A 25937-nucleotide genomic window follows, 5' to 3' on the forward strand; every position below is an offset into this window, starting at 1 on the left:
AAGGGACAAAGGTGATTAGATGTCGAAAGAAAATATTTTGACAGCAGAAGATGTGATCAAGCAGGCCGCTCATTACTTGTCAAAGAAAGATCTTGATTTTATTAGTCATGCTTATCAATATGCAGAAGAGGCCCATAAGGATCAGTTCCGAAAGTCGGGGGAACCCTATATCATTCACCCAATTCAAGTGGCAGGCATCTTAGTGCATCTTGAATTAGATCCAGAAACCATTGCTGGTGGATTCTTGCATGATGTCGTAGAAGACACAGAGGTGACGGTGGAACAGCTGGAACATGAGTTTAATCATGAAGTAGCCATGTTGGTGGATGGCGTTACCAAATTAGGGAAAATAAAATATAAATCCAAACAAGAACAACAAGCGGAAAATCATCGAAAAATGTTCATCGCCATGGCGAAGGATTTACGCGTGATTTTGATTAAATTAGCGGACAGGCTTCATAACATGCGAACGCTTAAGCATTTACCTCCAGAAAAGCAACGGAGGATCTCCAATGAAACATTAGAAATCTTTTCACCATTAGCTCATCGATTAGGGATTTCAACCATAAAGTGGGAGTTGGAAGATACGGCTTTACGTTATTTAAATCCGCAACAATATTATCGTATTGTTCATTTGATGAAGCAAAAAAGAGCCGAGCGAGAGTATTATATCGATGAAGTCATGGGAGAAGTGCAGAAACAGTTGCAAGAGGTGAACATCAAAGCTGACTTTTCTGGACGGCCCAAACATCTTTATAGCATTTATAGAAAAATGGTATTGCAAAATAAACAGTTTAATGAGATATATGACCTATTAGCTGTTCGTATTATCGTGGATAGTATTAAAGATTGTTATGCTGTGTTAGGTATTATTCATACATGTTGGAAGCCTATGCCAGGAAGGTTTAAGGATTATATCGCGATGCCTAAACCAAACCTATATCAGTCCTTGCATACTACTGTGATTGGACCAAAAGGAGCTCCATTAGAAGTTCAAATTAGAACACAAGAAATGCATGATATTGCTGAATATGGGGTTGCTGCCCATTGGGCTTATAAAGAAGGAAAACAATTAGATCAATACAATAGCAATTCAGAAGAGAAATTAACATGGTTTAGAGAAATTCTTGAATGGCAACAAGAAACACATGACGCAGAAGAATTTATGGAATCACTCAAAGTGGATTTATTCTCCGATATGGTCTATGTGTTTACACCAAAAGGAGATGTAATTGAATTACCTGCAGGTTCTGTACCATTAGATTTTGCCTATAAAATTCATACAGAGGTTGGGAACCAAACGATTGGTGCAAGAGTCAATGGGAAGATGGAATCACTTGATTACAAGCTGAAAACAGGTGACATAGTCGAAGTAATGACATCCAAACATTCTTATGGACCATCTCAAGATTGGTTGAAAATCACGCAAACATCTCAGGCCAAAAATAAAATTAAGCAATTCTTTAAGAAACAACGACGGGATGAAAATATCGTCAAAGGGAAAGAATTAGTTGAAAAAGAAGTCCGAGCGACTGGTTTTGATCCAAAAGACGTATTAACAACGGACAATATAGAAAGAATTATGGAAAAATTCAGTTTTACTAGTGAAGAAGATCTGTATGCGGCTGTCGGTTATCAAGGAATTACAGCAGCGCAAATTGCAACAAGGTTAACAGAGAAGCTCAGAAAACAGCAACAAAAAGGTCAAGAGCTGGAACAAACATTAGAAGACGTAAAAAGTACACAATTCACACCGAAAAAGGTAAACCGAAAAGATTCAGGCGTACGTGTAGAAGGGGTCGATAATTTATTAGTTCGATTATCGAAATGTTGCAATCCTGTGCCAGGTGATGAAATTGTTGGTTATATTACTAAAGGTCGCGGGGTTTCTGTCCATCGTGCAGATTGTCCGAATATGAAAGCGGACGATGCGCAAGAACGAAAAATGAATGTAGAATGGGAAAATACGAATACGCAGACAAAACAATACCATGTTGATTTAGAGATCTCCGGTTATGATCGTCAAGGCTTATTAAATGATGTCTTACAAGCTGTCAATGAAACGAAAACCAATATCATTGCTGTTAATGGCAAATCAGATCGTAACAAAATTGCACTTATACACATCACAATTCTAATTCATAATGTTAACCATTTGCGTAAAATTGTGGAACGGTTGAAACAAATACACGAAGTATATACCGTGAAAAGAATGCTGCAATAAACCAGGTAAGGGGATATTTACAATGAAAGCTGTAATTCAAAAAGCTAAACAAGCAAGTGTAGCGGTTGAAGGTGAAACCGTTGGTGAAATTGATAAAGGGTTAGTTATATTACTTGGTGTTACTCATGAAGATACAGAAGAAGATGCCAACTATTTAGTTAATAAAATTATCAATTTAAGGATCTTTGAGGATGACGCTGGAAAAATGAACTTGTCACTAAAGGACGTGGCGGGTAGTTTGTTGTCGATTTCGCAATTCACGTTATATGGTGATTGTCGCAAGGGAAGAAGACCAAATTTTATGGCAGCAGCGAAACCGGAACCTGCCAAAACGTTGTATGAAACATTTAATCGTTTAGTGAGCGAACAAGGCGTTCATGTTGAAACAGGTCAATTTGGAGAAATGATGGATGTTAACTTGACAAATGACGGTCCTGTTACACTAATCATTGATAGTTCGGATAGATAAAAGTATAAATAAAATCAGAGTGGTTTATTTAAAGTTAACAAAAAAAGCAGTCCATAACGCATGGGCTGCCTTTTTTTATGTCATTAATAACGTTAGACTCATTACTGTATCGAGTTATTAGAACAATGCTTATTCACGAAAATATTTGTTTAATCCACTAATAATCCCTTTGGCAAGTTTCTGTTGGTAGACAGTCGATTGAATATGATTTTCCTCTGTTTCATTAGATATGAATCCTAGCTCAATTAACACAGCGGGTCGACGGTTTTCTCTTAATACTTGATAATTTTCTTGATGTGTCCCTCTATCTCTTGCGCTAGTTGTTTTAATTAACTCAGCTTGTATGTTTCGGGCTAACTGTTGGTCGTGTTCCGCATAGTAATAGGTATTCACGCCAGACGCAGTAGGTATTTCTGGTGTGCTATTGTAATGAAGACTAATAAATGCATCAGCTACTGCAGCATTAGCAACACTGGCTCGTCCACTCAAAGACATGTAATAATCTGTAGGACGTGTTTGGATGACTTCTGCACCAAGCATGTCAAGATAAGAGGCAAGTTTCTCTGCAGTTACCGTAGTATAGTGTTTTTCGTAATTTCCACTACTTCCTATCGCTCCTGCATCGACACCTCCATGCCCAGCATCAATAATAATTTTCTTATTGGTTAAACTGTTATTCTCGATTTGAGTAAATTGATGACTTCCAGGATCTACTAACCATTTAGCTATAAATGCTTGTTGGTCCTCTGATTGAATTTCATACCAATCATCCTTCAGTTGAATCACGTCAAATATTTCCCCACGGTTTGTTGAACCAACAATATCATAGCTGGTTGAAGGACCACTACGTATATTTGTGTCATCATAAAGAACGGTAATGGTTTGGGTATCCGTCTGTTCAAGTGCCTCTTGGTCTTTGGAAGAGGTGTCTTCTTGCGTCTCGTCAAAGGTAGTGTATTCGTTTGTCACCCACCCTGGACCATTTTCCAGTTGTATCTCAGTCCAGTCCCCCTGCTCGGATAAGGCTTGATAGGATTCATCTTCATGAACTTGCCCAATTACATCATAATCAAGTCCTGGACCTGAACGTACATTTAGATTATTAACATTGATGAAGACTTCCTTCGCATAAACCACAGTAGAAATGACCATACTGAAGCTAATTATCATTAAACATATTAAGACTGCTTTTCTATATTTTCTTAACAAACTCATATTTCCTCCTGTATTTGTTACATAGTATTGCACAATTTGTTCCATACTTAAAAAAAGATAATTAAATTAGATTGTGATCTTCTTTATAGTAATAAAATCAACGTTAAAAAGTCAAAGGATAAAGGAGTTGTACTAGTGAGGTTTCACCAAAAGCAAGCAAATGCCCAAATGATCTCGGATACAACTGGTGTACATGTACACAGAGCGATGGATCTAGAAGGGAAAAGCAATAGTTTGGAAATAGCAGAAGAACTTGGTGTTACAAAAAATGATATAAAAAAAATAAAAGAAAAAATGAATCGTTCTTGACAACTTGCGCATCAAACATTATGATTATAAACAATTAAAACATAAATATGTAATTTAGTATAACAAAATAGATTCACTACTGATGACGGAAAAAGTAGTCAAGAATCCACAGGAACAGAGAAAGGATACCGTGGCTGGAAGTATGCTTACCTGATGACTTGACGAAAGACATTCCTAAGGTTCTGTATCAAACCAAAGTACAGACGTCTTGCAGGCGTTAACTGTGAAAGAGGAAGTGTAATAACTTCAACTAGGGTGGCAACGCGGGTAAACTCTCGTCCCTTTATTTATAAGGGACGAGAGTTTATTTTTTTGTATCTTTAGAAGTGTGCTACTACTAGACTTGATAGATAAAATTTGATACATAATCGCAATGATTCGTTGAATATGGAGGGATACTACATGAAAGCACCTAGAGGGACGCAAGACTTATTGCCAGGTACAACAGAAAAATGGCAGTATGTAGAAGAAAAATTAGTCGAACTAAGTCGGAAATATCATTATAAAGAAATTCGCACTCCTATCTTTGAACATACAGAATTGTTTCAAAGAGGGGTAGGAGATAGTACAGATATTGTCCAAAAAGAGATGTACACCTTTACAGATCGAGGGGATCGAAGTCTGACACTAAGACCGGAAGGAACAGCTTCGGTTGTTCGCGCATTTGTGCAAAATAAACTATTTGGTTCGCCAAATCAACCAACAAAGTTATTTTACTTTGGACCGATGTTTCGCTATGAACGACCACAACAAGGAAGAATGAGGCAATTTGTACAGTTCGGTGTGGAAGCATTAGGAAGTGCGGATCCAGCTATTGATGCGGAAGTATTAGCACTAGCGATGAGTTGTTATCAAGAACTCGGTTTGAAATCATTAAAACTTGTCATCAATAGTTTAGGCGATATGGAAAGCCGAACGAATCACCGAAATGCATTGATTAACCATTTTGAACCACATAAAGAAGAGTTATGTAGTGATTGTCAAACACGCCTGCAACAAAATCCTTTACGCGTGTTGGATTGTAAAAAAGATCGAAATCATCCAGCAATGGAAACTGCACCATCGATTTTAGATTATTTAAATGACGAATCGAAGCAATACTTTGAACAAGTCAAACAGCACTTAGATCACATGGGGATTGACTATGTTGTTGATGCAAATTTAGTTCGAGGATTAGATTATTATAACCATACAGCATTTGAAATTATGAGTGATGCAGATGGATTTGGAGCTATTACAACCCTTTCAGGTGGTGGCAGGTATAATGGCCTTGTCGAGGAATTAGACGGTCCTGAAACACCTGGTATAGGCTTTGCATTAAGTGTAGAGCGTTTATTAATGGCGCTTGAAGCAGAAGGAATTGAGCTACCTATTGATGACTCGTTAGACTGTTATTTTGCCAGTTTAGGCGAAAGAGCCAGTCAAGAAGCTGTCAGCCTGATGTTTCAATTAAGACAAGCGGGTATTCAAGTAGATAAAGATTATCAAGGAAAGAAATTCAAAGCGCAGTTTAAAGCAGCTGATCGCTTACAAGCAAAATATGTGATTGTCCTTGGTGATGAGGAATTAGACCAAGGTATTGTTAACGTGAAAAAAATGGAAACTGGCGAACAAACAGAAGTTGCCATTGACCAACTTGTGTCACATATACAGAATGAATTGCAGGGAGGAAACTAACATGGAGAAAAGAACATTATCAGGTACATTGAGAAAGGAACACGTTGGTCAACAAGTAAAATTGGCTGGTTGGGTTCAAAAACGACGTGACCTAGGCGGATTAATTTTTATTGATCTTAGAGATCGTTCAGGCTTAGTTCAAATTGTTTTTAATCCAGAGATGTCTGAAGAAGCATTAAACAAAGCGGATGCTGTCCGAAGTGAATATGTGCTTGAGGTCACTGGTGAAGTTGTTGAACGTGATCCATCGACAGTTAATCCAAAGATGGGTACCGGTGAAATTGAAGTGGTTGGCCAACAAGTAGTTATTTTAAATGAAGCAAAGAACCCACCGTTTCAAATTGAGGATAATTCCGATGTTGCAGAGGACTTGCGTTTAAAATATCGTTATTTAGATTTACGTCGTGACCCAATGCAACAGACATTTAAAATGCGTCATCAAACTACACAGGTGATTCGTAATTTCTTAAATGATGAAGGCTTTTATGATATGGAAACCCCAATGCTAACGAAGAGTACGCCAGAAGGGGCGAGAGACTATCTGGTTCCAAGTCGCGTCCACCCTGGTCACTTTTATGCATTACCACAGTCGCCACAATTGTTTAAACAGTTGTTAATGGTAAGTGGGTTTGAAAAGTATTACCAGTTTGCCCGTTGTTTTAGGGATGAAGACCTGCGAGCAGATCGTCAACCCGAATTCACCCAAATTGATATTGAAACATCGTTTATGTCAGCAGATGAAATCATGGCAATGACAGAACGAATGATGAAAAAAGTCATGGCGGAAGTAAAAGGATTAGAAATCGAAACACCTTTCCCGCGTATGGAATATGCTGAGGCGATGGAACGCTTTGGTTCCGATAAACCTGATACAAGGTTTGCGATGGAACTAAACAACGTATCTGAATTAGTAAAAGATTCTGGTTTTAAAGTGTTTAGTGATGCGGTTGCATCAGGTGGGGCTGTAAGTGCACTTAATGTCAAAGGACAAGCTGCTAACTTCTCACGTAAAGATATTGATCAACTAACAGAGTTTGTCAAAATCTATGGTGCCAAAGGATTAGCATGGTTAAAAGCAGAAGGGGATGACCTAAAAGGACCTATTTCTAAATTCTTTACTGAGGCAGAGGTAGATGGTCTGAAGAGTCAGTTAGACGTTCATGATGGTGACTTATTATTATTTGTAGCCGATAAAACAAGTGTTGTGTATGACAGTCTTGGTGCATTAAGAATTAAACTTGGAAAAGAGTTAAACTTAATTGATGAGTCGAAGTTTAATTTCTTGTGGGTGACAGATTGGCCGTTGTTCGAGTACGACGAAGATGAAGGTAGATACCAAGCGGCACACCATCCATTTACAATGCCATTTACAGATGATATCGATAAACTAAAGACAAGCCCGCAAGATGTGAAAGCACAAGCATATGACCTTGTCTTAAATGGCTTTGAACTTGGCGGTGGTTCTCTACGTATTTATCAAAAAGAACTGCAGGATCAAATGTTTGAAGTCTTAGGCTTCACAAAAGAAGAAGCAGACTCACAGTTTGGTTTCTTACTGGAAGCTTTAGAATATGGTACCCCCCCTCATGGAGGAATTGCATTAGGCTTTGACCGATTTATTATGTTGCTTGCAGGAAGATCTAACCTTAGAGACACGATTCTATTTCCGAAAACAGCATCCGCATCTGATTTGCTTACAGAAGCCCCAGGAGGCGTAAGTGACAGCCAATTGGATGAGTTGCAACTAATAACAAAAAACGAATCGGAATAATGGAATAAAATGGAATGCAATTGTTGGACGTTCACTACTTGAAAACGTTCTCTATATATGCTATCCTTTCTATATAATCAAATGAACAGCCAATCCTAATGTGTTCGTCTCATTATTGACGTTTTGACCGAACATCAATAATATTGGGAGTCTGAGGTTTTCATGTGGCGTGCATGCCTCGTATATTCATTCATTGAATGAAGAGGACGCATAAAATATGGAACAGGACACCCACCTGCGAAGAGCGGGATCAAAACTCAAAGTAGAAGGGACGGCACGATTGGGATTGGCGTACTTACAAAAACCTTAGGTGATGCACCTAAGGTTTTTTATTGAGGTTTAATAGATTCCTGAAACCTGTGGCTTTGCATAAGCAAATAATAAAATAACAAAGAACTCCAACATGTACATATAAGCTATTTTATATGCATTAGTTACGTTGGCACTAATGGAAAAAAGTGGTATGAGATCGCTACGACAGAATACTCCGCTTTCCATGGGCGCGGCCTCAGCTAACTTGGTAAAGAACCCCACTTTACCAAGTGGGTCTTCGGCTCGCGCTTTTCCCATAGGAGTCTCCGTATTCTGCCTTCGCTGTTATAGTTCTCTGATTAGTGATAGATGTTTACTATAAAAACCCAAAAACTACAAATTTACTACAGGTTTGCATAACAATATGGCAATTATTAAGCAATGCACTACAAAACTTCAGAGTACTGTAAAAAGCGGAGGAAATACACGGAGACTCCCGAGGCCCGGCAAGGGTTATGCAGGCGTTGTCCGACAAGGACGGTTTTAGCCTGTGATCCTTAATTTGGCATCGGTGAGACCCCGCAGTGCGACAGCGCGAGGAGGCTCACCAGCCCCCCACAGGAAAGCGTAGTGTATTTCCGTAGCGTCTTTTTAGCACTCATAATTATTAAGGGAGGAGAAGGAGGCAATTTAGATAGTTAATGCATAAAAAATAGCTTATACGCATTACTGTTACATAGAGTATATGTTAACATGAAAAAACACGAATTCGCGCTGAACTCGTGTTTTTTTAGTTATGTGTATTTATTTAGCAACTTGCTCTAGGTTTCCGTTTTTCTCCATTCGGAAGGCTGGTGTTGATACACTATCCTCATCATCAAAGACTACCATTTTTCTTGCTCGATCCATAATTTGAATTAACACTTGATAATCTTCTTGAATCGTATTTAATTGTTCTTGTAGTTTCGTTATTTTCTTTTGTAGAGATTGATTTTCTTCTTTTAATTGTTCGTTTTCAGATTGAACCATTTCCAATGTATTTTTAGATTGGTTCGACAGCTCGTGTTCTTGTTTTAGTGTTGATAAATAATCAATCACATAATCTAAATTAATAGAACCAGCTTGTACTTGTTGTTGCTTCATTGCCGGTGTGTCCTGTCCTGATTGCTTATCAACTTGTTGGGTATCATTGTCCTCTACCTGATTTTCATTCAGCTCTTCTTTCATAGAGGAAGCAAATGACACAGGACTAGGTTGAGGGATTCTTTGTTTTTCAGCTTTTTGTTCTCTTGCTTGCGCTCGTTTCTTTTCTTTACGTTGCCTTTTTGCGATGGCAACGGCTTGTTCATAGCGTTGTCGAACTTCAGCATTCCAACGAAACCCGCAAGCGGCAGAGGTTCGATTTAGTTTATCTCCAACTTCTTCAAATGCATTCAATTGTGTACTACCTTCTCGAATATGACGTAGTACTGTTTCTGCTAAAAGTAAATCATCTTCGTGAGACCAAGCATCTTGTCTTACTTTTACCATTCTATATTCCACTCCTTTTCATTTCGCTATCACTATATGGATATAAATTCATAGAACTAGTTTGTTAAATTTTGTTACTAGTTTTAACGAATCGAAAAGGAAATATACTTAAATAATGAAATTAACTGTCATGATTTGATAATTTTTCATAAATTTGTTTGAGAGATTTTTCAAACTTACTAGATGCCTTTGGTTCATAATATCTTTTATGTTTAATCACATCTGGTAAGTATTGCTGTTTGACCCATCCACTGTCATAATTGTGTGGATATTTATAATCTATTCCGCGACCAAGTTTACTAGCTCCTTGATAGTGTGCATCTTTGAGATGTGGAGGAATGTCTCCTGTATTTCCAGAGCGAATATCACTGAGGGCATGGTCCAATGCTTTATATGCTGTATTCGATTTGGGGGATAAACATAGTTCTACAATCGCAACAGATAGTGGTATTCTTGCTTCAGGAAATCCGACTCGTTCTGCCGCTTCGACTGCAGCTAATGCTCGTGGACCTGCTTGAGGATTGGCGATTCCAATATCCTCGTATGCACAAACAACCATCCGTCTGGCAATACTATCTAAATCACCTGCTTCTATTAATCTTCCCAAATAATGTAGTGCTGCATTTACATCACTACCACGAATTGATTTTTGAAAAGCAGAAAGGACATCATAATGAGCATCGCCATTCTTATCATGTGAAAAACTTTTCTTTTGCATACATTGTTCAGCAATGTCTAAATCAATTTCAATCGTCTCAGTTTGATTGGCAGGTGTTGAGAATGCTGCTAATTCTAATCCATTTAAGGCTGCACGTAGGTCTCCATTTGCAGCATTTGCAAAATGATCCAATGCATCTTCCGTTAAAGCAAGAGATAGATTTCCTAGTCCATGCTCCGTATCGGTTAGCGCACGTGCGATAGCTTGTTTGATGGCTGTCTCATCCAATTTATATAGTTCAAAAAGATGGCAACGACTACGTATTGCTGGGTTGATAGAGTGATATGGATTGCTGGTGGTACATCCAATTAACGTAATTAAATTACTCTCTACATGAGGTAGTAAGAAATCTTGTTTTGCTTTATCAAGACGATGTACTTCGTCAAGAATGAGGACAAGTTGCCCAGACATTTTTGCTTCTTCCACAACAATTTCCATATCTTTTTTCTTGTCGACAACGGCATTTAGTATTTTATAAGGTAGTTGTAAACTTTTGGCTAACGCCATTGCCATTGATGTTTTTCCAGTGCCAGGCGGTCCGAATAAAATCATCGAGGCTAGTCGATTGGCATCAACCATTCTTCTCACCATTTTACCTTGGCCTACTAAATGATCTTGTCCAATAATATCGTCAATATCGCTCGGTCGCATGCGAAATGCGAGTGGTTTTTGACTCATCAATATATGCTCCTTTAGTCAATTAGATTTAATAAAAACTAGACGTCACTTATTGTAAGTTTGTTGTTGTCAAGTGCACATAAGCTGTATTATACGACATAATTGCCCATGACTGCCTTCCATTCTTAGTAAAGTGAGTGCTGAACGGCGCTGCGGCAATACACTACGCGCATCCTAAGGCGGCTGATGAGCCTCCTTGAAAATACAAACCAATTTTCTGCGTGCGATGTAATGCTGCCGAAGCCTTCCTTGTCCTCGCTCGTCCCTCGCTGCGGGGTCTCACCTAGGCCTTTCCTCCCGTAGGAGTCTCCGTGTATTGCCTTCGCTACTTGAGTGCATTGTATTTTGTGCAATTTGCTTACTATGTCCAAGTAAGCAAATTGTCATTTATTATAAAAAATGATTTTAAGCTTAATACACATTGCTAAAGTGTTCCAGAACACCTTATAAGCTTTTTGTTCATGACGGAGAACGCCGCAAAGTGTTGATTTTAACAGCTAACACTCACTATTAATCAGAATTGTGTTACCAGCGAAGGCAGAATACGGAGGCTCCTCGAAAATAAAAACCAATTTTCTTCGTGCGATGTATCGCTACCGTAGCCTTCCTTGTCCTATGGGGAAAGCGCGAGATGAAGATCCACTTGGTAAAGGAACGTAGCCTAAGATCGGACAACATCCTGTTGGCCCGAGGCTGTGCCCATGGAAAGCGTAGTATTCTGCCGCAGCGATGGTATATCACTTATTTCAATCAGAATAGTAGAGAGCACAATTACGAAGGTTATGTCGTATAATACAGCTTGTATGCAGGTAACAACAATCTAATAGAAAATTGAAAGAATTTGTATACTATAATTGAACTTGATTTAAGCGTACGTTTAACGTGTCAAAAATGCAAGAAACATGCTAACATGCTATAATAGCGTGTGGTAAACAAGGTAGAAAAACGAGAATTCATATTGAAACAGATAATATTTTACAAAAATATATTATAAAGTTGAATTGGATAAAACATTCGAAGTTTCAATTAAATAAGTTGATTTTATCATAAAGAGAGGTGTTAAGGTTGAAGATTTCAACCAAGGGACGGTATGGTTTGACCATTATGATTGACTTAGCTAAAAGCTATGGAGAAGGTCCTATTTCTTTAAAGACAATTGCAAAACACAATGATTTATCAGAGCATTATTTAGAACAATTAGTTGCTCCATTACGAAATGCATCCCTAGTGAAAAGTGTCCGTGGTGCCTATGGGGGCTATATGTTAGCAAAGCCTCCGACAAATATTACAGCAGGAGATATCATCCGTATATTGGAAGGGCCAATAACGCCTGTGGAGGGGATTGAAGATGAAGAACCTGTCAAACAAGCGTTATGGATAAGAATACGGGATGCGGTCAAGAATGTATTAGACACAACCACATTAAATGACTTAACTCATTTTGGTGATGATGATATCCAAGAACCTTACATGTTCTATATTTAAAATTTGACTACCCCAAAAAGGTAAACTAGAAATGAAGGAAGGATAAAAATGGATTCAATTTACTTAGATCATGCAGCAACCGCCCCTGTAAATCCGGAAGTCATTCACGCGATGGTACCAGTTCTGGAGAATACGTTTGGCAATCCTTCTAGTGTGCATCACTTTGGTCGCCAAGCACGTAGACTACTAGATAGGGCGAGAGAAACGATGGCGGCTAGTATTCATGCGAACGAAAAAGAAATAGTTTTTACAAGCGGCGGCACAGAAGCAGATAATTTAGCATTAATTGGCACTGCTTTAGCCAATCAGCATAAAGGGAAGCATATCATTACAACCGAAATCGAACATCATGCGATTCTTCATGCGGCAAATTATTTAGAAAAACGTGGGTTCAATGTAACGTATCTTCCAGTTTCTGAAACAGGTGCGATTTCTGTTGAATCGTTAGAACAGGCCTTAACAGAAGAAACCATACTCGTTTCGGTTATGATGGTCAATAATGAAACAGGTGTGATTCAACCGGTTAAACAGATAGCTGAGCTACTAAAAGAACATCAATCCTATTTTCACACGGATGCTGTACAAGCATATGGCACTTTACCAATTGATGTGAAGGATTTAGGGGTTGATTTACTAACCGTATCTTCCCATAAAATTAATGGTCCCAAAGGTGTTGGTTTTCTCTACAGTAAGGAGTCAGTGATGATGGAAGCTAGGCAGCATGGAGGCGAGCAAGAACGAAAACGACGCCCAGGGACGGAAAACGTAGCAAGTATTGTTGGATTTCAACGTGCTGTGGAATTAATGATGGAAAATAGAGAAACAATGGTGCAAACCTATGAAACGTATAAACAAACTTTTTTACAGATATTAACAGATGAGCAAGTAAAATTTTCGGTTAATGGTGAACGGGATAATGCAGTATCAACAATCATTAATCTTAGTTTCCCTGGTGCAAATGTAGAATCATTACTAACGAATTTTGATCTGTCTGGTGTTGCTGCATCAAGTGGTAGTGCATGTACAGCCGGTTCCGTTGAGCCTTCCCATGTATTAGCAGCAATGTACGGATCAGAAGATGCCAGATGTGTAAATTCGATTCGTTTTAGTTTTGGTATGGCCAATACAAACGAAAATGTGATCGAAGCTGCAAGGCGAGTTGCTATAATTGTAAAACGATTGACAACATTGTAGTATTACTAGATAATTATTAATTTGTATTCTATCTGAAAAAGGTGGGTGAACAACATGAAAGACAAAAAAGATACAAGAGTTGTAGTGGGTATGAGTGGTGGCGTAGATTCCTCTGTCACGGCCTTATTGTTAAAAGAACAGGGGTATGATGTTGTTGGGATATTCATGAAAAATTGGGACGATACCGATGAAAATGGTGTTTGTACGGCAACAGAGGATTTTGATGATGTCGTTCGCGTTTGTAACCAACTAGATATTCCTTACTACGCCGTTAACTTTGAAAAACAATATTGGGATAAAGTATTCACTTATTTCCTTGATGAGTATAAAGCAGGCCGAACACCAAATCCTGATGTAATGTGTAATAAAGAGATCAAATTCAAAGCTTTTCTAGACCATGCGTTATCGCTTGGAGCAGATTATTTAGCTACAGGACACTATGCACAGGTTCGTAAGGTCGGTGACCGCTATAAAATGTTGCGTGGAGTAGACGATAACAAGGATCAAACCTATTTCTTGAATCAACTTTCACAATCTGTTTTATCAAGGGTCATGTTTCCATTAGGGGAATTACCGAAAAAAGAAGTACGTCGAATTGCTGCAGAAAATAATCTTGCAACAGCACATAAAAAAGACAGTACAGGAATTTGTTTTATCGGTGAGCGTAATTTCAAAGAGTTCTTAAGTGAGTACCTACCTGCACAACCTGGAAAAATGGCCACATTAGATGGTGTGGAAAAAGGAAAACATGAGGGCTTGATGTATTATACAATTGGTCAACGTCAAGGATTAGGGATCGGTGGACCTGGTGATCCGTGGTTTGTTGTTGGAAAAAATTTAAAAGATAACATTCTTTATGTCGAGCAAGGTTTTGAACATGATGCACTATATTCTGACGGATTAATTGCTACCGACCTAAATTGGATTGATGGTCAACCTTTAACAGAACCGTTAGAGTGTACGGCGAAGTTTAGGTATCGTCAAAATGATAGTAAAGTAACAGTTTATCCGATAGAGAACAATAAAGTGCACGTCGTATTTGATGAAAATGAACGAGCGATCACACCCGGTCAAGCCGTTGTCTTTTATCATAATGAGGTCTGTCTTGGTGGCGGCACGATTGATGAAATTATAAAAGACGAAAAACCGTTGGATTATGTTGGATAAATCCTTCCAAGTTAATTGTGAATGTAAGGAATAACAAGAAGAGGACAGCCTTACAAACAAATCTTTTGTAGGTCTGTCCTTCCATTTTATTCACAATGTATTCAATAGATGAGGTAATACCCTAGAGGCTGAGTGGGAAGGTCCTGTGAGTCTCTACTTGCAGTAATAACAATGAATTAGTAGGGTTGAAAGAACACCCTTACTACTTGAAGTTTCGTTTTATACTTATATTAGAAAAAATTTTAATTCGGCAATGAGGTGTACAAATGGATAAAATGAAACAAGCAATGCATTTGATGCAGGAGCAAAAATTAGAAGAAGCAGCAAAGCTTTTTAATGAGGCAATTGAAGAAAATCCTGACGAACCAGTTGGGTATATTAACTTTGGTAATCTACTATTACATATGAATGATCTAACAAGGGCAGAACGTTTTTTTAATAAAGCGATTGAATTAGATGAAAGTGTCGCAACTGCTTTCTATGGTCTTGGCAATGTTTATTTTGAACAAGAAAACTATCCGAAAGCACAAGAGCATTTCCAACGAGCTATTGACCTTGGATTAAATCAGGCAGATGTCTATTTCATGCTAGGTTTAAGCTTGCAAAATCAAGACTTACAAAAATTAGCATTACCTTATTTACAGCGGGCTTACGAATTGAATGGAGAAGATGAAGCCATTGTGTTTCAATATGGCTTATCATTGGCTCAGACCGAACAGATTGAACAGGCGCAAGGAATTTTTAATAAAGTACTAGAAATGAACGATCAACATGCAGATGCCCACTACAATATTGGGGTGACATATATTTTTCAAGATAAAATCGATCTTGCCTTAAAACACTTTAATCAAGCCTTATCGATCCAATCCGACCATTTACTTGCTGCAAATGGGAAAAAGATGATTGAAGAATTAAATAAGCAAGACAATCCTGATGCATAGGGATTAAAGGAGAATTATGGAGATGGAAGATAATAACACAGTTCGTCATGATGGTTATATCAAAGGAGAGCTCATTCAAACGATTTTTATGAACGAGGATGAGCATTTTTGTATTGCCAAAATTAACATCTCCGAAACAAATGAACAATTAAAAGGTAAAGAAATTGTCGTAAAAGGTTACTTTTCTAGATTAGAACCTGGTGAAACCTATGTGTTTAAAGGGCAGTTTGAAAACCATAAGAAATTTGGTCAACAATACCAAGTCCATCAGTATCATCGTTATATTCCAACCGATGAGGAAGGGTTGGTTGCTTATTTATCTAGTGATCTTTTTTATGGAATTGGCAAGAAAACTGCAAAGAAAATTATCGAACAACTAGGTTTAAATGCTATATCTAAAATATTACAAGATGCCGATGTTTTAACAGAAGTGCGAGGATTATCACGTGAAAAAGCTGAACAACTACACAAGGATTTAAAAGAACATCAAGGGTTTGAACATGCAGTTGTTGGACTATCTAAATATGGATTTGGTTTGAAAATGGCACAAAAAATTTATCAATTCTATAAAGATGAGGCACTTGATGTATTAGAGAGAGATCCGTATCAATATGTTTTTGATATTGAAGGCTTCGGCTTTCAGCGGGCTGACGAAGTTGCCAAGCAAAATAACTTACCGATGAATCATTCAAGTCGAATTCAAGCAGCTTGTGTCTATGTTCTCCAGCAAAGTATTCAAGATGGTCACGTATTCCTTCCATTAGAAAAACATCTTCCACTAGCTGAACAGTTGCTACAAGGTCAGAAAATGGGGATAAGTTTCGATAATATTTCCCAAGAAATACTCCAACTTAACACAGAAAAAAAGGTAATTGTAGAAGATTCTAACATCTACTTACCTTCTTTATACTATGCGGAGAGCGGCTTTTGTACACAGTTGCAGCGGATTTTCGCGCATGATATGGACGAAGAAATACCTGCGGCAGAATTGTTGAAAATTGTCGGATTGATTGAAGAAGAAGAGACGTTAAGTTATGGAAAAGAACAATATGAAGCGATTGAACGGGCGCTCCGTTCGAAAGTGATGATTTTAACTGGTGGTCCTGGTACTGGGAAAACAACAGTTATTAAAGGAATTATTAAAGCCTATGCCCAAATCCATGATCAATCATTAGACCCCGGTGACTATGATGACGATCAAGTGTTCCCGTTTGTGTTGACAGCACCAACTGGTCGGGCTGCTAAACGAATGAACGAATCGACAGGTCTTCCAGCGGTAACGATTCATCGATTATTAGGGTGGAACGGGCATGAATCATTTGAAAAAGACAGTGAGAACCAGTTATCAGGCAAATTATTAGTAATTGATGAGTTTTCAATGGTAGATATATGGCTAGCGAATCAACTATTCAAAGCTATCCCGAATGATATGCAAGTTTTAATTGTTGGCGATGAGGATCAACTACCATCTGTTGGACCTGGTCAAGTACTAGCAGATTTGATGGCAAGTGGTGAAATTCCTTCGGTAAAGTTAGAAGAGGTCTATCGTCAAAAAGAAGGATCAAAAATTATTCAACTAGCACATGAAATAAAAAATAACGAATGTGGCAATCATTCACTAGAAAAAGAACATGATTTTAATTTTATTGCCTGCCAAGAAGGTCAAGTAGTAGATGTAATCAAACAAATTGTAGAACGTGCACATTCAAGAGGGATTGATTTACGTGACTTACAAGTGTTGGCACCAATGTATAAGTCAACAGCGGGAATCCACCGTATTAATGAAGAAATTCAACGATTAGTAAACCCAAAAACAAAAACAAAGCGTGAAATCCGTTTTCGTGACACGATTTATCGTACTGGTGATAAAGTGATTCAGTTAGTTAATCAGCCGGAAGATGGTGTGTTTAATGGAGACATTGGTGAGATTGTAGCTATTTATGAAGAAGATGAAGCCGGTGAGCAGAAACAGCAAATCGTCGTGTTGTTTGATGAAAAAGAAATTGCTTTTGAAAAAAAAGATTTAAATAATTTAATGCATGCCTACTGTACTTCTATTCATAAATCGCAAGGTAGTGAGTTTCCAATTGTCATTTTGCCTGTAGTACCAGGATATCGGAGAATGTTACGAAAAAATCTAATATATACTGCGATTACAAGATGTAAAAAATCGTTAATTTTATGTGGTAATAAACAGGCGTTTTTAAATGGCGTAAGAGAAGAAGATACCAATCAAAGATACACCAACTTAGATCAAAAAGTATCTGAGATGTTCACAGCAACAATCGGTTCACCAACTACCAATGGTGAGGAAGAAGAACAGTTAAACTCTTTAGAAGAGGAAGAAATTGAAAGTGAAGAGGAAGGGGAAGAGTTATCCCCTTATGACTTTCTTTAAAAACAGTTTTCGATTATCGAAAACTGTTTTTTTAGTAAGATTTGATGCTTTAAAATCGTTATTGTTAATAGGATTTCTGATGTAACCTTTGCTGTGAATTGAGACGGTTCCACATTTCGTTATTTAGCAAAATCACCCCATTTTAGCGGTAGAAGTGGATTCTCATTCCGCTATTCTTCCCCTTCCTGTTAAGACGAATGGTATAGTTTTCTGACAAAAGCATTTTCAAAAAAACAAGTTTCCTAGATATGTATAATTCTAGCTTGGTTAGGGCATCCTTTTAGTAAAATTACGAAACGGTAAGGAGTTGCTTTATCTATGCATTGCCCTAATTGTAAGGGAAAGAATATTGGGAAAATAGGGAATCAACAATTTTATTGTTGGAACTGTTTTATTGAACTTTCTTTATTCAATGGCGTACTAAACGTCCATCAAGTTGAATTGGATGGATCATTAAGTTCACTAAATGATTTATTTTCAGAGGATGAACGAACACCGCAATGGGAGCAATTTGGGAGTTGAATAAAGGAAGCAAGCGCTTTTTATATCATAATTCTATATTTTTAAGATGGTGATTCCTTGTCAGCAGAGAGGTTGGCAAGGTTTTTCTTCTTAGGGGGAGTACAACTTATGTTTAAACAAAAATCAATGAGGATATTATATTGGATAATAGTTGGCATATTAACGTTTCTATTTCTTTATCTATTAACGATTTTATTCCCGTTTTATCGTTCTTTTTTTTCCGTTGTAATGAAAATACTCACACCATTCATTATCGCGGGCTTAATAGCTTACTTATTGCATCCTGTTGTAGAGAAGTTACATGAACATAAATTTCCAAGGTGGCTGGCCATTATCGGTATTTACCTATTGTTTTTTGGTGGAGTCGGTTATGGGGGCTATAAGTTATATCCTTTAGTGATTCATCAGTTAAGAGATTTAAACGATAATTTGCCTCAATTTATCGACATGTACCGAAAAACGATTTATGGCGTATATGAAAGCACTTCATTTTTGCCTGAAACCGTTCATGATCGCATGGATGAATTTTTTATTGAAATGGAAGAAAAAATAGGCACTATATTAACGAACAGTGTAAAACAATTAACAAAAATCATGGATGTTATCATTATCATTGCGGTGATTCCAGTACTTGTTTTTTATATGTTGAAAGATTTTAACCTGATTAAACGTGCGATTTGGAAATTAACACCGAAGAAATACCAAGATGATGGAAAAGAACTTGCCAAAGAAATAGATGATAGTTTAGGACATTATATTCGTGGGCAATTACTTGTTTGTTTCTTTGTTGCCTTAACGTCTTATGGTTTGCTTTGGTTTATTGATATGAAATACCCATTAGTGCTAGCACTTACAATGGGAATTACCAACATCATTCCATATTTTGGACCGATTCTTGGGGCAATTCCCGCTGTTATTATTGCTTTTACCGTATCCATGAAAATGGTTGTGTATGTGATCATTGCAGTGTTTGTTGTACAAATTGTCGAAGGGAATTTATTATCTCCGTTCATTGTTGGGAAAAGTATCAACATCCACCCGATTTTAATTATTTTTGCTTTATTGGTAGGTAGTGAAATAGGTGGAGTCGTTGGGATGATTGTTGCGGTCCCATTGTTATCGATCATAAAAGTGATTATCATGCATGCCAAGTCATTTAAAACAGGTGAGGAACATTGACTTTTTAACAAAAGTTATCTATAATATCGCATAGAATTAACGTTTAAACGCAATACGATGAAGAACATGAGTACATAACAGACCATTTAAAGAGAGGAACTTCCTAGGCTGAAAGAAGTTCTAAATGAAGGGTTATGGAAGCTAGTTTGGAGTGCGGTAAAGTCGCCGGTTGTGCCCCGTTATAGGCATATAAAGATGATGGAAACAATCCATAATCAGGGTGGTACCGCGATTAACTCTCGTCCCTGCTTTTATAGCAGGGACGAGAGTTTTTTTGGTAGATTTCATAACAGTTTATCCCGGTGCAACCGTCCGTAAGACTCCCACTTCAAAACATGAAATGAAACGGCAGTGTTTAAGTGGGAGTAAACGGACGTTAACACCCGGCTTTGGTTCAACTAACACTCAGTGTGGAAGACCAAAAACCCCTACTGAGTGAAGATTCACTTTATATAAAAATTAGGAGGAAACAAGATGAAGCAATTAACTTCAGCAGAAGTAAGACAAATGTTTTTAGACTTCTTTAAAGAAAAGGAGCATAGAGTGGAGCCAAGTGCATCGCTTGTACCGAAAGATGATCCGACATTATTATGGATTAATAGTGGTGTCGCAACATTAAAAAAATACTTTGATGGCCGGGTGATTCCTGATAATCCTCGACTTGTTAATGCGCAAAAATCGATTCGTACCAATGATATTGAAAATGTAGGGTACACGGCACGTCACCATACCTTTTTTGAAATGCTTGGTAACTTTTCAATTGGTGATTACTTTAAAGAAGAGGCAATCGAATGGGCGTGGGAATTTTTAACAAGTGATAACTGGATTGGTTTTGACTCATCAAAATTAGCTGTAACGGTTCACCCAGAAGACGATGAAGCCTACCAACTATGGAAAGAAAAGATTGGGTTATCTGAGCAACAAATCATTCGTCTAGAAGAAAATTTCTGGGATATTGGCGAAGGACCAAGTGGACCAAATACCGAGATTTTCTATGATCGTGGGGAGAAATACGGGAATAATCCGAACGATCCCGAATTATATCCAGGCGGAGAAAATGAGCGTTACCTTGAAATATGGAACCTTGTATTTTCTCAGTTTAACCATAACCCAGATGACACGTACACACCCTTACCAAAGAAAAATATTGATACAGGGATGGGACTTGAACGGATTGTTAGTGTAATCCAAGATACACCAACAAACTTTGAAACAGATTTATTTTTACCGGTCATTAAAAAGACCGAACAATTTGCTAACGTTACATATGGTCAAACAACAGAGCATGACACAGCATTTAAAGTGATTGCCGATCACATTCGTACCGTAACATTTGCGATTGGAGATGGTGCTCTACCGTCGAATGAAGGTCGGGGATATGTTTTAAGACGTTTGCTACGTCGTGCCGTACGTTTTGCAAAACAAATTGGGATTGAAAAACCGTTTATGACTCAATTAGTTCCAACCGTTGCAAATATTATGGTTGACTTTTATCCTGAAGTAGAGAACAAACAAGACTTTATAAAAAATGTAATCCAAACAGAAGAAGAACGTTTCCATGAAACATTGGCGGATGGGTTAGCAATTCTTGCTGATATATTGGAATCAGAAAAACAAAAAGGAAGTAACGTGTTTCCAGGGAAAGAAGTTTTCCGCTTGTATGATACCTACGGATTCCCGAAAGAGTTAACAGAGGAGTACGTCCAGGAAGCTGGCTTTACGATTGATGAAGCAGGTTTTGAACAGGAAATGAAAAAACAACGTGATCGTGCGCGTCAAGCACGGCAAAAAGTGGATTCCATGCAAGTTCAAGAAGGGGTTCTTAGTGAAGTAGAAGTGGAAAGCACCTTTGTTGGATATGATCAATTACAAACGACGACAACAATCGTCGAGATGATTAAAGATAAAGATTTTGCAGACGTTGCACATAAAGACGATGAGGTGTATGTCATTCTAGAACAAACACCGTTTTATGCAGAGAGCGGTGGGCAAATTGCGGACCATGGTTGGATTTATACCGATAATGGAAAGGGCTTTGTGAAAGATGTTCAAAAAGCACCTAAAGGACAAAATTTACACCGTATAGTCGTGGAAGAAGGAACATTGCAAAAAGGCGATTCGATCCGTGCTGAGGTGGATACGCAGTCCCGTTCCTTTATTGTGAAAAATCACACGGCAACACACTTACTTCATCAGGCACTAAAAGATGTTTTAGGTGATCATGTCAACCAAGCAGGTTCACTTGTTGCTACAGACAGATTGCGCTTTGACTTTTCCCATTTTGGTTCCATAACCGAAGAGGAACTTCAGCAAATTGAAACAATTGTCAATGAGAAAATTTGGGAAAGTATTCCAGTAACCATAAATCATCACTCAATCGAAGACGCTAAACAAATGGGTGCAATGGCACTGTTTGGAGAGAAATATGGTGATGTCGTTCGCGTGGTAAAAGTGGGCGATTATAGCATCGAATTATGTGGTGGTTGCCATGTATCGAATACGGCTGAAATTGGTCTGTTTAAAATAAGTACGGAAACTGGTATTGGTGCAGGAACACGACGGATCGAAGCAACCACTGGTAAAGGTGCTTATCAAGTACTAAGTGGAAAACAAGAAATACTAACAGAAGCTGCTAAATCCTTGAAAGTTGCCGAAGAAAAGGTTCCAAGCCGAATTGAAGGACTTTATCAAGAACTAAAGGAACTTCAACGGGAAAAAGATTCACTAAGTGCGAAAATCTCTAATATGGAAGCTTCTTCTATTTTAGATGATGTTCAAGAAATAAATGGTGTTTCGTTACTAGCTAAACAAGTAGATGTACAAGATATGAATCAATTAAGGAATATGGTCGATGATTTAAAACAGAAATTATCTTCAGGAATTATTTTGTTAGGTGCTGTTAATGGCGGTAAAGTACAATTAGCCGCAGGTGTGTCAAAAGATCTAATTGACCAAGGCTATCATGCAGGGAACCTTATAAAAGAAACGGCCAAACGCTGTGGTGGCGGTGGTGGCGGTCGCCCGGATATGGCGCAAGCAGGTGGTAAAAATCCTGAGCAATTAGCAGACGCATTAGCCTATGCAACGTCCTATGCGGAAAGTCCAGCATAATTTACATTTTTATTCTAGCGAACAATGTATTATACTAGATAGATGAACTAGTTGTTATAATGCTGTCGGCAAATTTAAAAGTGGGGTGTTTCAAAATGGGATCCATGGATAAAACAATGAAATTCAATTTTTCAGAAGAACCCTATGAGGATGACGTCAACGAGATCTTATTAACGGTATATGGTGCGCTACGAGATAAAGGGTATAATCCAATTAATCAAATTGTTGGTTATCTTTTATCAGGTGATCCTGCATATATTCCACGACATCAAGATGCTAGAAACTTGATCCGGAGAATTGAACGAGATGAAATTATTGAAGAGCTTGTTCAATATTATTTGGACAAGCATAAAGAGGCTTGATAATGAAAAAAATTGGTTTAGATGTAGGAGAAAAAACAATCGGTGTAGCGATCAGCGATGCATTCGGATGGACGGCTCAAGGATTAACCACGATCAAGTGGGATGAAAATGATTACCAAACCGCAATGGAGGAGTTAAAATCCATTATATCAGAGCATGATATTAAAGAGGCAGTGGTTGGACTACCTAAGAATATGAATGGAACGATTGGTGAGAGAGGGGAAGCTTCGCAAAGATTTGCACAGTTTCTTCAAGATCAATTTGATCTAACTACTGTACTTTGGGATGAACGCTTAACAACAATGGCGGCGGAACGTGTTTTATTAGAAGCGGACATGAGCCGAAAAAAGCGAAAAAAAGTGATTGATAAAATGGCTGCTGTGATGATTTTACAAAGCTATTTAGATGCAAAACAATAAAAGGAGGTGGCAAATCATGCCATTAGAAGAAAAAGAACGAATTATTATACCTGGAGATAACGGTGAAGAACATCTATTTGAAGTTTTATTTACATTTGATGTAGACCAAACAGGTCATTCATACATTGCTGTTGTTCCAGTGGATCAAAAGGATGAAGAAGAAGTAGAAGTATTTGCTTTCCGTTATGAAGACAAAGCCAACGAAGACGATCTCGCCCTATTCCAAATTGAATCGGAAGAAGAGTGGGAAATGGTGGAAGAAATGCTAAATACATTGCAAGACGAGGAAACCAATTAATTTTAAATACTTTAAAGCCTAACTTCGAATCATATAAGGAGTTAGGCTTTTTTTATGATTTGCAACATGCTGTTTTTCCTAAATGGTTGCTCATGCATATAAGCTGTATTATACGACATAACCTTGTAGTTTGCTTTATACTATTCTGATTGGAATAAGTGTTATACCAACGCTACGGCAGAATACTACGCTTTCCATGGGCACGGCTTCAGCTAACTTGGTAAAGAAAACCGCTTTACCAAGTGGATCTTCAGCTCGTGCTGTTCCCATAGGACAAGGAACGCTACGGCAGCGATACATCGCACGAAGAAAATTGGTTTGTATTTTCGAGGAGTCTACGTATTCTGCCTTCGCTGGGATAAGTTCTCTGATTCGTAGTAAATGTAATACGATATAATTTAAAAAATAGATTGCAATGTTGTGTTAACGTGCCTTTAACAATAAAAAAGGTATATTTGATATTTATTAAGCAATGCTCTATAAAACTTCAGGCCACCGGAATCAGCGGAGGAAATACACGGAGACTCCCGTGGGACTAGTGGCATCGGTGAGACCCCGCAGTGAGGGACGAACGAGGAGGCTCACCAGCCCCCCACAGGAAAGCGTAGTGTATTTCCGCAGCGATCTATTAGCACTCATCCTTTAGAGGATGTTGAGGGTTATGTCGTATAATACAGCTTATGCGCATTAAATTAATGTATAAACATAGGAAAAAAAACGTTGATTTAAAGAAATTGTCAATAATGATAGAAATTTTGTAGTTTTTTGTAGTATAATATATCGGATGAAAGGAGTAGTATTATGTCGGATTCGAATGATAATCAACCTAACACCAATAAATCAAAACAAGAGCATGGCAACGATGTACAACAACAATTGCAGGAACGTGGTTATGAAGCCAGTCTTGTTCGAAAAATTGTGTCCATTGTTTTAATCGTGTTAGTAACAGTTATTGTCGTTGGTGGAGTTTCTGCTTTTTTATATATAAAATCAGCCTTAGAACCCGTCGATCCTGATGATGATCGTGAAATAAATGTAGAAATCCCTTTAGGATCATCTTCTTCAAGAATAGCCAGTCTTTTAGAGGAAAACAATATTATAAACAATGCGACACTTTATCGTTTTTATATTAAATTTAATAATGTTGCACAGTTCCAAGCGGGGGAGTATACGTTATCCCCATCAATGACGTTGGAAGAAATCACCGACTTGCTGCAAGAAGGAAAAGTGTTACAAGATCCAGTACTTCAAGTCACGATTCCAGAAGGAAAAACGATAGAACAAATCGCAGAACTGTACTCCGAAAAAGCAAATATTGATAAGCAAGCTTTTTTAGATAAACTAAGTGATGATAACTATATCAAAGATCTAATGGAACAATATCCTGCAATCCTTACAGAAGATATACTTGATCCAGATATCCATACACCATTAGAAGGTTATTTGTTTGCATCGACTTATCAATTTTATGAAGAAGAACCTAGTGTGGAAACGATCGTTTCTAAAATGTTAGATAAAACAGAAGATATTCTAACACCGTATTTAAACGATATAAATGCACTAGACAATTTGACGGTTCATGATGTGGTTACATTTGCTTCCTTAGTAGAGAATGAAGCAAGGTCAATTGATCACCGTAAAAGAATCGCAGGTGTTTTTTATAACAGACTAGAAGAAGGAATGAAATTACAAACAGATCCAACGGTAGCCTATGCACTTGGAGAACACCTTGATCGTACTTTATACGATCACTTGGAAGTGGAATCCCCATATAACACGTATCAAGTTGAGGGATTGCCGGTAGGACCAATTTCTAATTTTGCAGAGAATTCCATTCAAGCTGTTATTGAACCAACCGAAACAGAAGCAATGTATTTCTTATATGCAGATGGTGAAATCTATTACTCCGAAACATATTCAGAACATCAACAAAAAATAGCTCAGTACCGCAATGGTTAGAAAAAGAAAAAGCAGGGAATTGCGTTTGATTCCATTCCCTGCTTTTTAGTTTGTAAGGA

The 25937-nt window shown here is 37.8% G+C and carries 20 protein-coding genes, 1 other RNA gene and 2 other annotated features; of the genes, 18 read left to right on the forward strand and 3 right to left on the reverse strand.

Features of this window, described 5'->3' with window-relative positions; translation table 11 throughout:
- Positions 1-19 precede the first annotated feature (19 nt).
- Complete coding sequence (locus FCI53_RS02730) at positions 20-2224, forward strand: RelA/SpoT family protein (RefSeq protein ID WP_138415599.1); 2205 nt, start codon at positions 20-22, stop codon at positions 2222-2224.
- A gap of 22 nt (positions 2225-2246) precedes the next feature.
- Positions 2247-2693, forward strand: coding sequence for a D-aminoacyl-tRNA deacylase (dtd, locus tag FCI53_RS02735; RefSeq protein ID WP_138415601.1), 447 nt, complete (start codon positions 2247-2249; stop codon positions 2691-2693).
- 129 nt (positions 2694-2822) lie between these two features.
- On the opposite strand, the gene FCI53_RS02740 is transcribed toward dtd, so the two are convergent.
- Positions 2823-3902 (reverse strand): N-acetylmuramoyl-L-alanine amidase family protein, encoded by a 1080-nt coding sequence (locus FCI53_RS02740; protein WP_171038034.1) that lies wholly within the window; start codon positions 3900-3902, stop codon positions 2823-2825.
- Between the two features lie 141 nt (positions 3903-4043).
- Here FCI53_RS02740 and FCI53_RS21295 point away from each other — a divergent pair, with 141 nt between their 5' ends.
- From FCI53_RS21295 to ssrS, 4 genes are all read left to right on the forward strand, one after another.
- Positions 4044-4217, forward strand: coding sequence for a hypothetical protein (locus FCI53_RS21295; RefSeq protein WP_171038035.1), 174 nt, complete (start codon positions 4044-4046; stop codon positions 4215-4217).
- Between the two features lie 73 nt (positions 4218-4290).
- Positions 4291-4503, forward strand: a binding site (T-box leader).
- Between the two features lie 116 nt (positions 4504-4619).
- A complete protein-coding gene (hisS, locus tag FCI53_RS02745; protein ID WP_138415605.1) occupies positions 4620-5894 on the forward strand; it encodes a histidine--tRNA ligase in 1275 nt (424 codons plus the stop codon).
- Position 5895: 1 nt separating this feature from the next.
- Positions 5896-7665, forward strand: coding sequence for an aspartate--tRNA ligase (gene aspS / locus FCI53_RS02750; RefSeq protein WP_138415607.1), 1770 nt, complete (start codon positions 5896-5898; stop codon positions 7663-7665).
- A gap of 89 nt (positions 7666-7754) precedes the next feature.
- Positions 7755-7956, forward strand: a non-coding RNA gene (gene ssrS, locus FCI53_RS02755) — 6S RNA.
- A 765-nt stretch (positions 7957-8721) separates the two neighbouring features.
- Here ssrS and FCI53_RS02760 read toward each other — a convergent pair.
- Both FCI53_RS02760 and FCI53_RS02765 read right to left on the reverse strand, forming a co-directional pair.
- Positions 8722-9447: an RsfA family transcriptional regulator gene (locus FCI53_RS02760; protein ID WP_138415609.1), complete on the reverse strand. Its 726-nt coding sequence runs from the start codon at positions 9445-9447 to the stop codon at positions 8722-8724.
- Positions 9448-9568: 121 nt separating this feature from the next.
- On the reverse strand, positions 9569-10843 hold the full coding sequence (locus FCI53_RS02765) for a replication-associated recombination protein A (protein WP_138415611.1): 1275 nt from the start codon (positions 10841-10843) through the stop codon (positions 9569-9571).
- Positions 10844-11908: 1065 nt separating this feature from the next.
- Between FCI53_RS02765 and cymR the strand changes: the two genes are divergently transcribed.
- From cymR to mltG, 12 genes are all read left to right on the forward strand, one after another.
- Positions 11909-12328, forward strand: coding sequence for a cysteine metabolism transcriptional regulator CymR (gene cymR, locus FCI53_RS02770; protein ID WP_138415612.1), 420 nt, complete (start codon positions 11909-11911; stop codon positions 12326-12328).
- A gap of 48 nt (positions 12329-12376) precedes the next feature.
- The gene (locus FCI53_RS02775) at positions 12377-13522 is read left to right on the forward strand and encodes a cysteine desulfurase family protein (protein WP_138415614.1); all 1146 of its coding nucleotides are present in this window, start codon (positions 12377-12379) and stop codon (positions 13520-13522) included.
- 54 nt (positions 13523-13576) lie between these two features.
- Positions 13577-14689, forward strand: a complete 1113-nt coding sequence (gene mnmA, locus FCI53_RS02780; RefSeq protein WP_138415616.1) for a tRNA 2-thiouridine(34) synthase MnmA — start codon at positions 13577-13579, stop codon at positions 14687-14689.
- Positions 14690-14955: 266 nt separating this feature from the next.
- Positions 14956-15630 carry a tetratricopeptide repeat protein gene (locus FCI53_RS02785; RefSeq protein ID WP_138415618.1) on the forward strand — a complete coding sequence of 225 codons (675 nt, stop codon included), beginning with the start codon at positions 14956-14958 and terminating at the stop codon, positions 15628-15630.
- 22 nt (positions 15631-15652) lie between these two features.
- Positions 15653-18028 (forward strand): SF1B family DNA helicase RecD2, encoded by a 2376-nt coding sequence (gene recD2 / locus FCI53_RS02790; RefSeq protein ID WP_138415620.1) that lies wholly within the window; start codon positions 15653-15655, stop codon positions 18026-18028.
- A gap of 318 nt (positions 18029-18346) precedes the next feature.
- Positions 18347-18550, forward strand: coding sequence for a DUF2797 domain-containing protein (locus FCI53_RS02795; RefSeq protein ID WP_138415621.1), 204 nt, complete (start codon positions 18347-18349; stop codon positions 18548-18550).
- Positions 18551-18658: 108 nt separating this feature from the next.
- A complete protein-coding gene (locus FCI53_RS02800; RefSeq protein ID WP_138415623.1) occupies positions 18659-19729 on the forward strand; it encodes an AI-2E family transporter in 1071 nt (356 codons plus the stop codon).
- A gap of 48 nt (positions 19730-19777) precedes the next feature.
- Positions 19778-19979 (forward strand) — a binding site (T-box leader).
- A 224-nt stretch (positions 19980-20203) separates the two neighbouring features.
- Positions 20204-22840, forward strand: coding sequence for an alanine--tRNA ligase (alaS, locus tag FCI53_RS02805; protein WP_138415625.1), 2637 nt, complete (start codon positions 20204-20206; stop codon positions 22838-22840).
- A gap of 95 nt (positions 22841-22935) precedes the next feature.
- A complete protein-coding gene (locus FCI53_RS02810) occupies positions 22936-23202 on the forward strand; it encodes an IreB family regulatory phosphoprotein (RefSeq protein WP_138415627.1) in 267 nt (88 codons plus the stop codon).
- A 2-nt stretch (positions 23203-23204) separates the two neighbouring features.
- On the forward strand, positions 23205-23621 hold the full coding sequence (ruvX, locus tag FCI53_RS02815) for a Holliday junction resolvase RuvX (protein ID WP_138415629.1): 417 nt from the start codon (positions 23205-23207) through the stop codon (positions 23619-23621).
- A gap of 16 nt (positions 23622-23637) precedes the next feature.
- Positions 23638-23919: a DUF1292 domain-containing protein gene (locus tag FCI53_RS02820; RefSeq protein WP_138415631.1), complete on the forward strand. Its 282-nt coding sequence runs from the start codon at positions 23638-23640 to the stop codon at positions 23917-23919.
- Between the two features lie 801 nt (positions 23920-24720).
- Entirely contained in the window at positions 24721-25878 is a 1158-nt protein-coding gene (gene mltG, locus FCI53_RS02825) for an endolytic transglycosylase MltG (protein ID WP_138415633.1), read from the forward strand.
- The last annotated feature ends 59 nt before the right edge of the window (positions 25879-25937 follow it).

This window comes from Aquibacillus sediminis (genome assembly GCF_005870085.1).
Classification (GTDB): Bacteria; Bacillota; Bacilli; order Bacillales; family Amphibacillaceae; genus Aquibacillus_E; species Aquibacillus_E sediminis.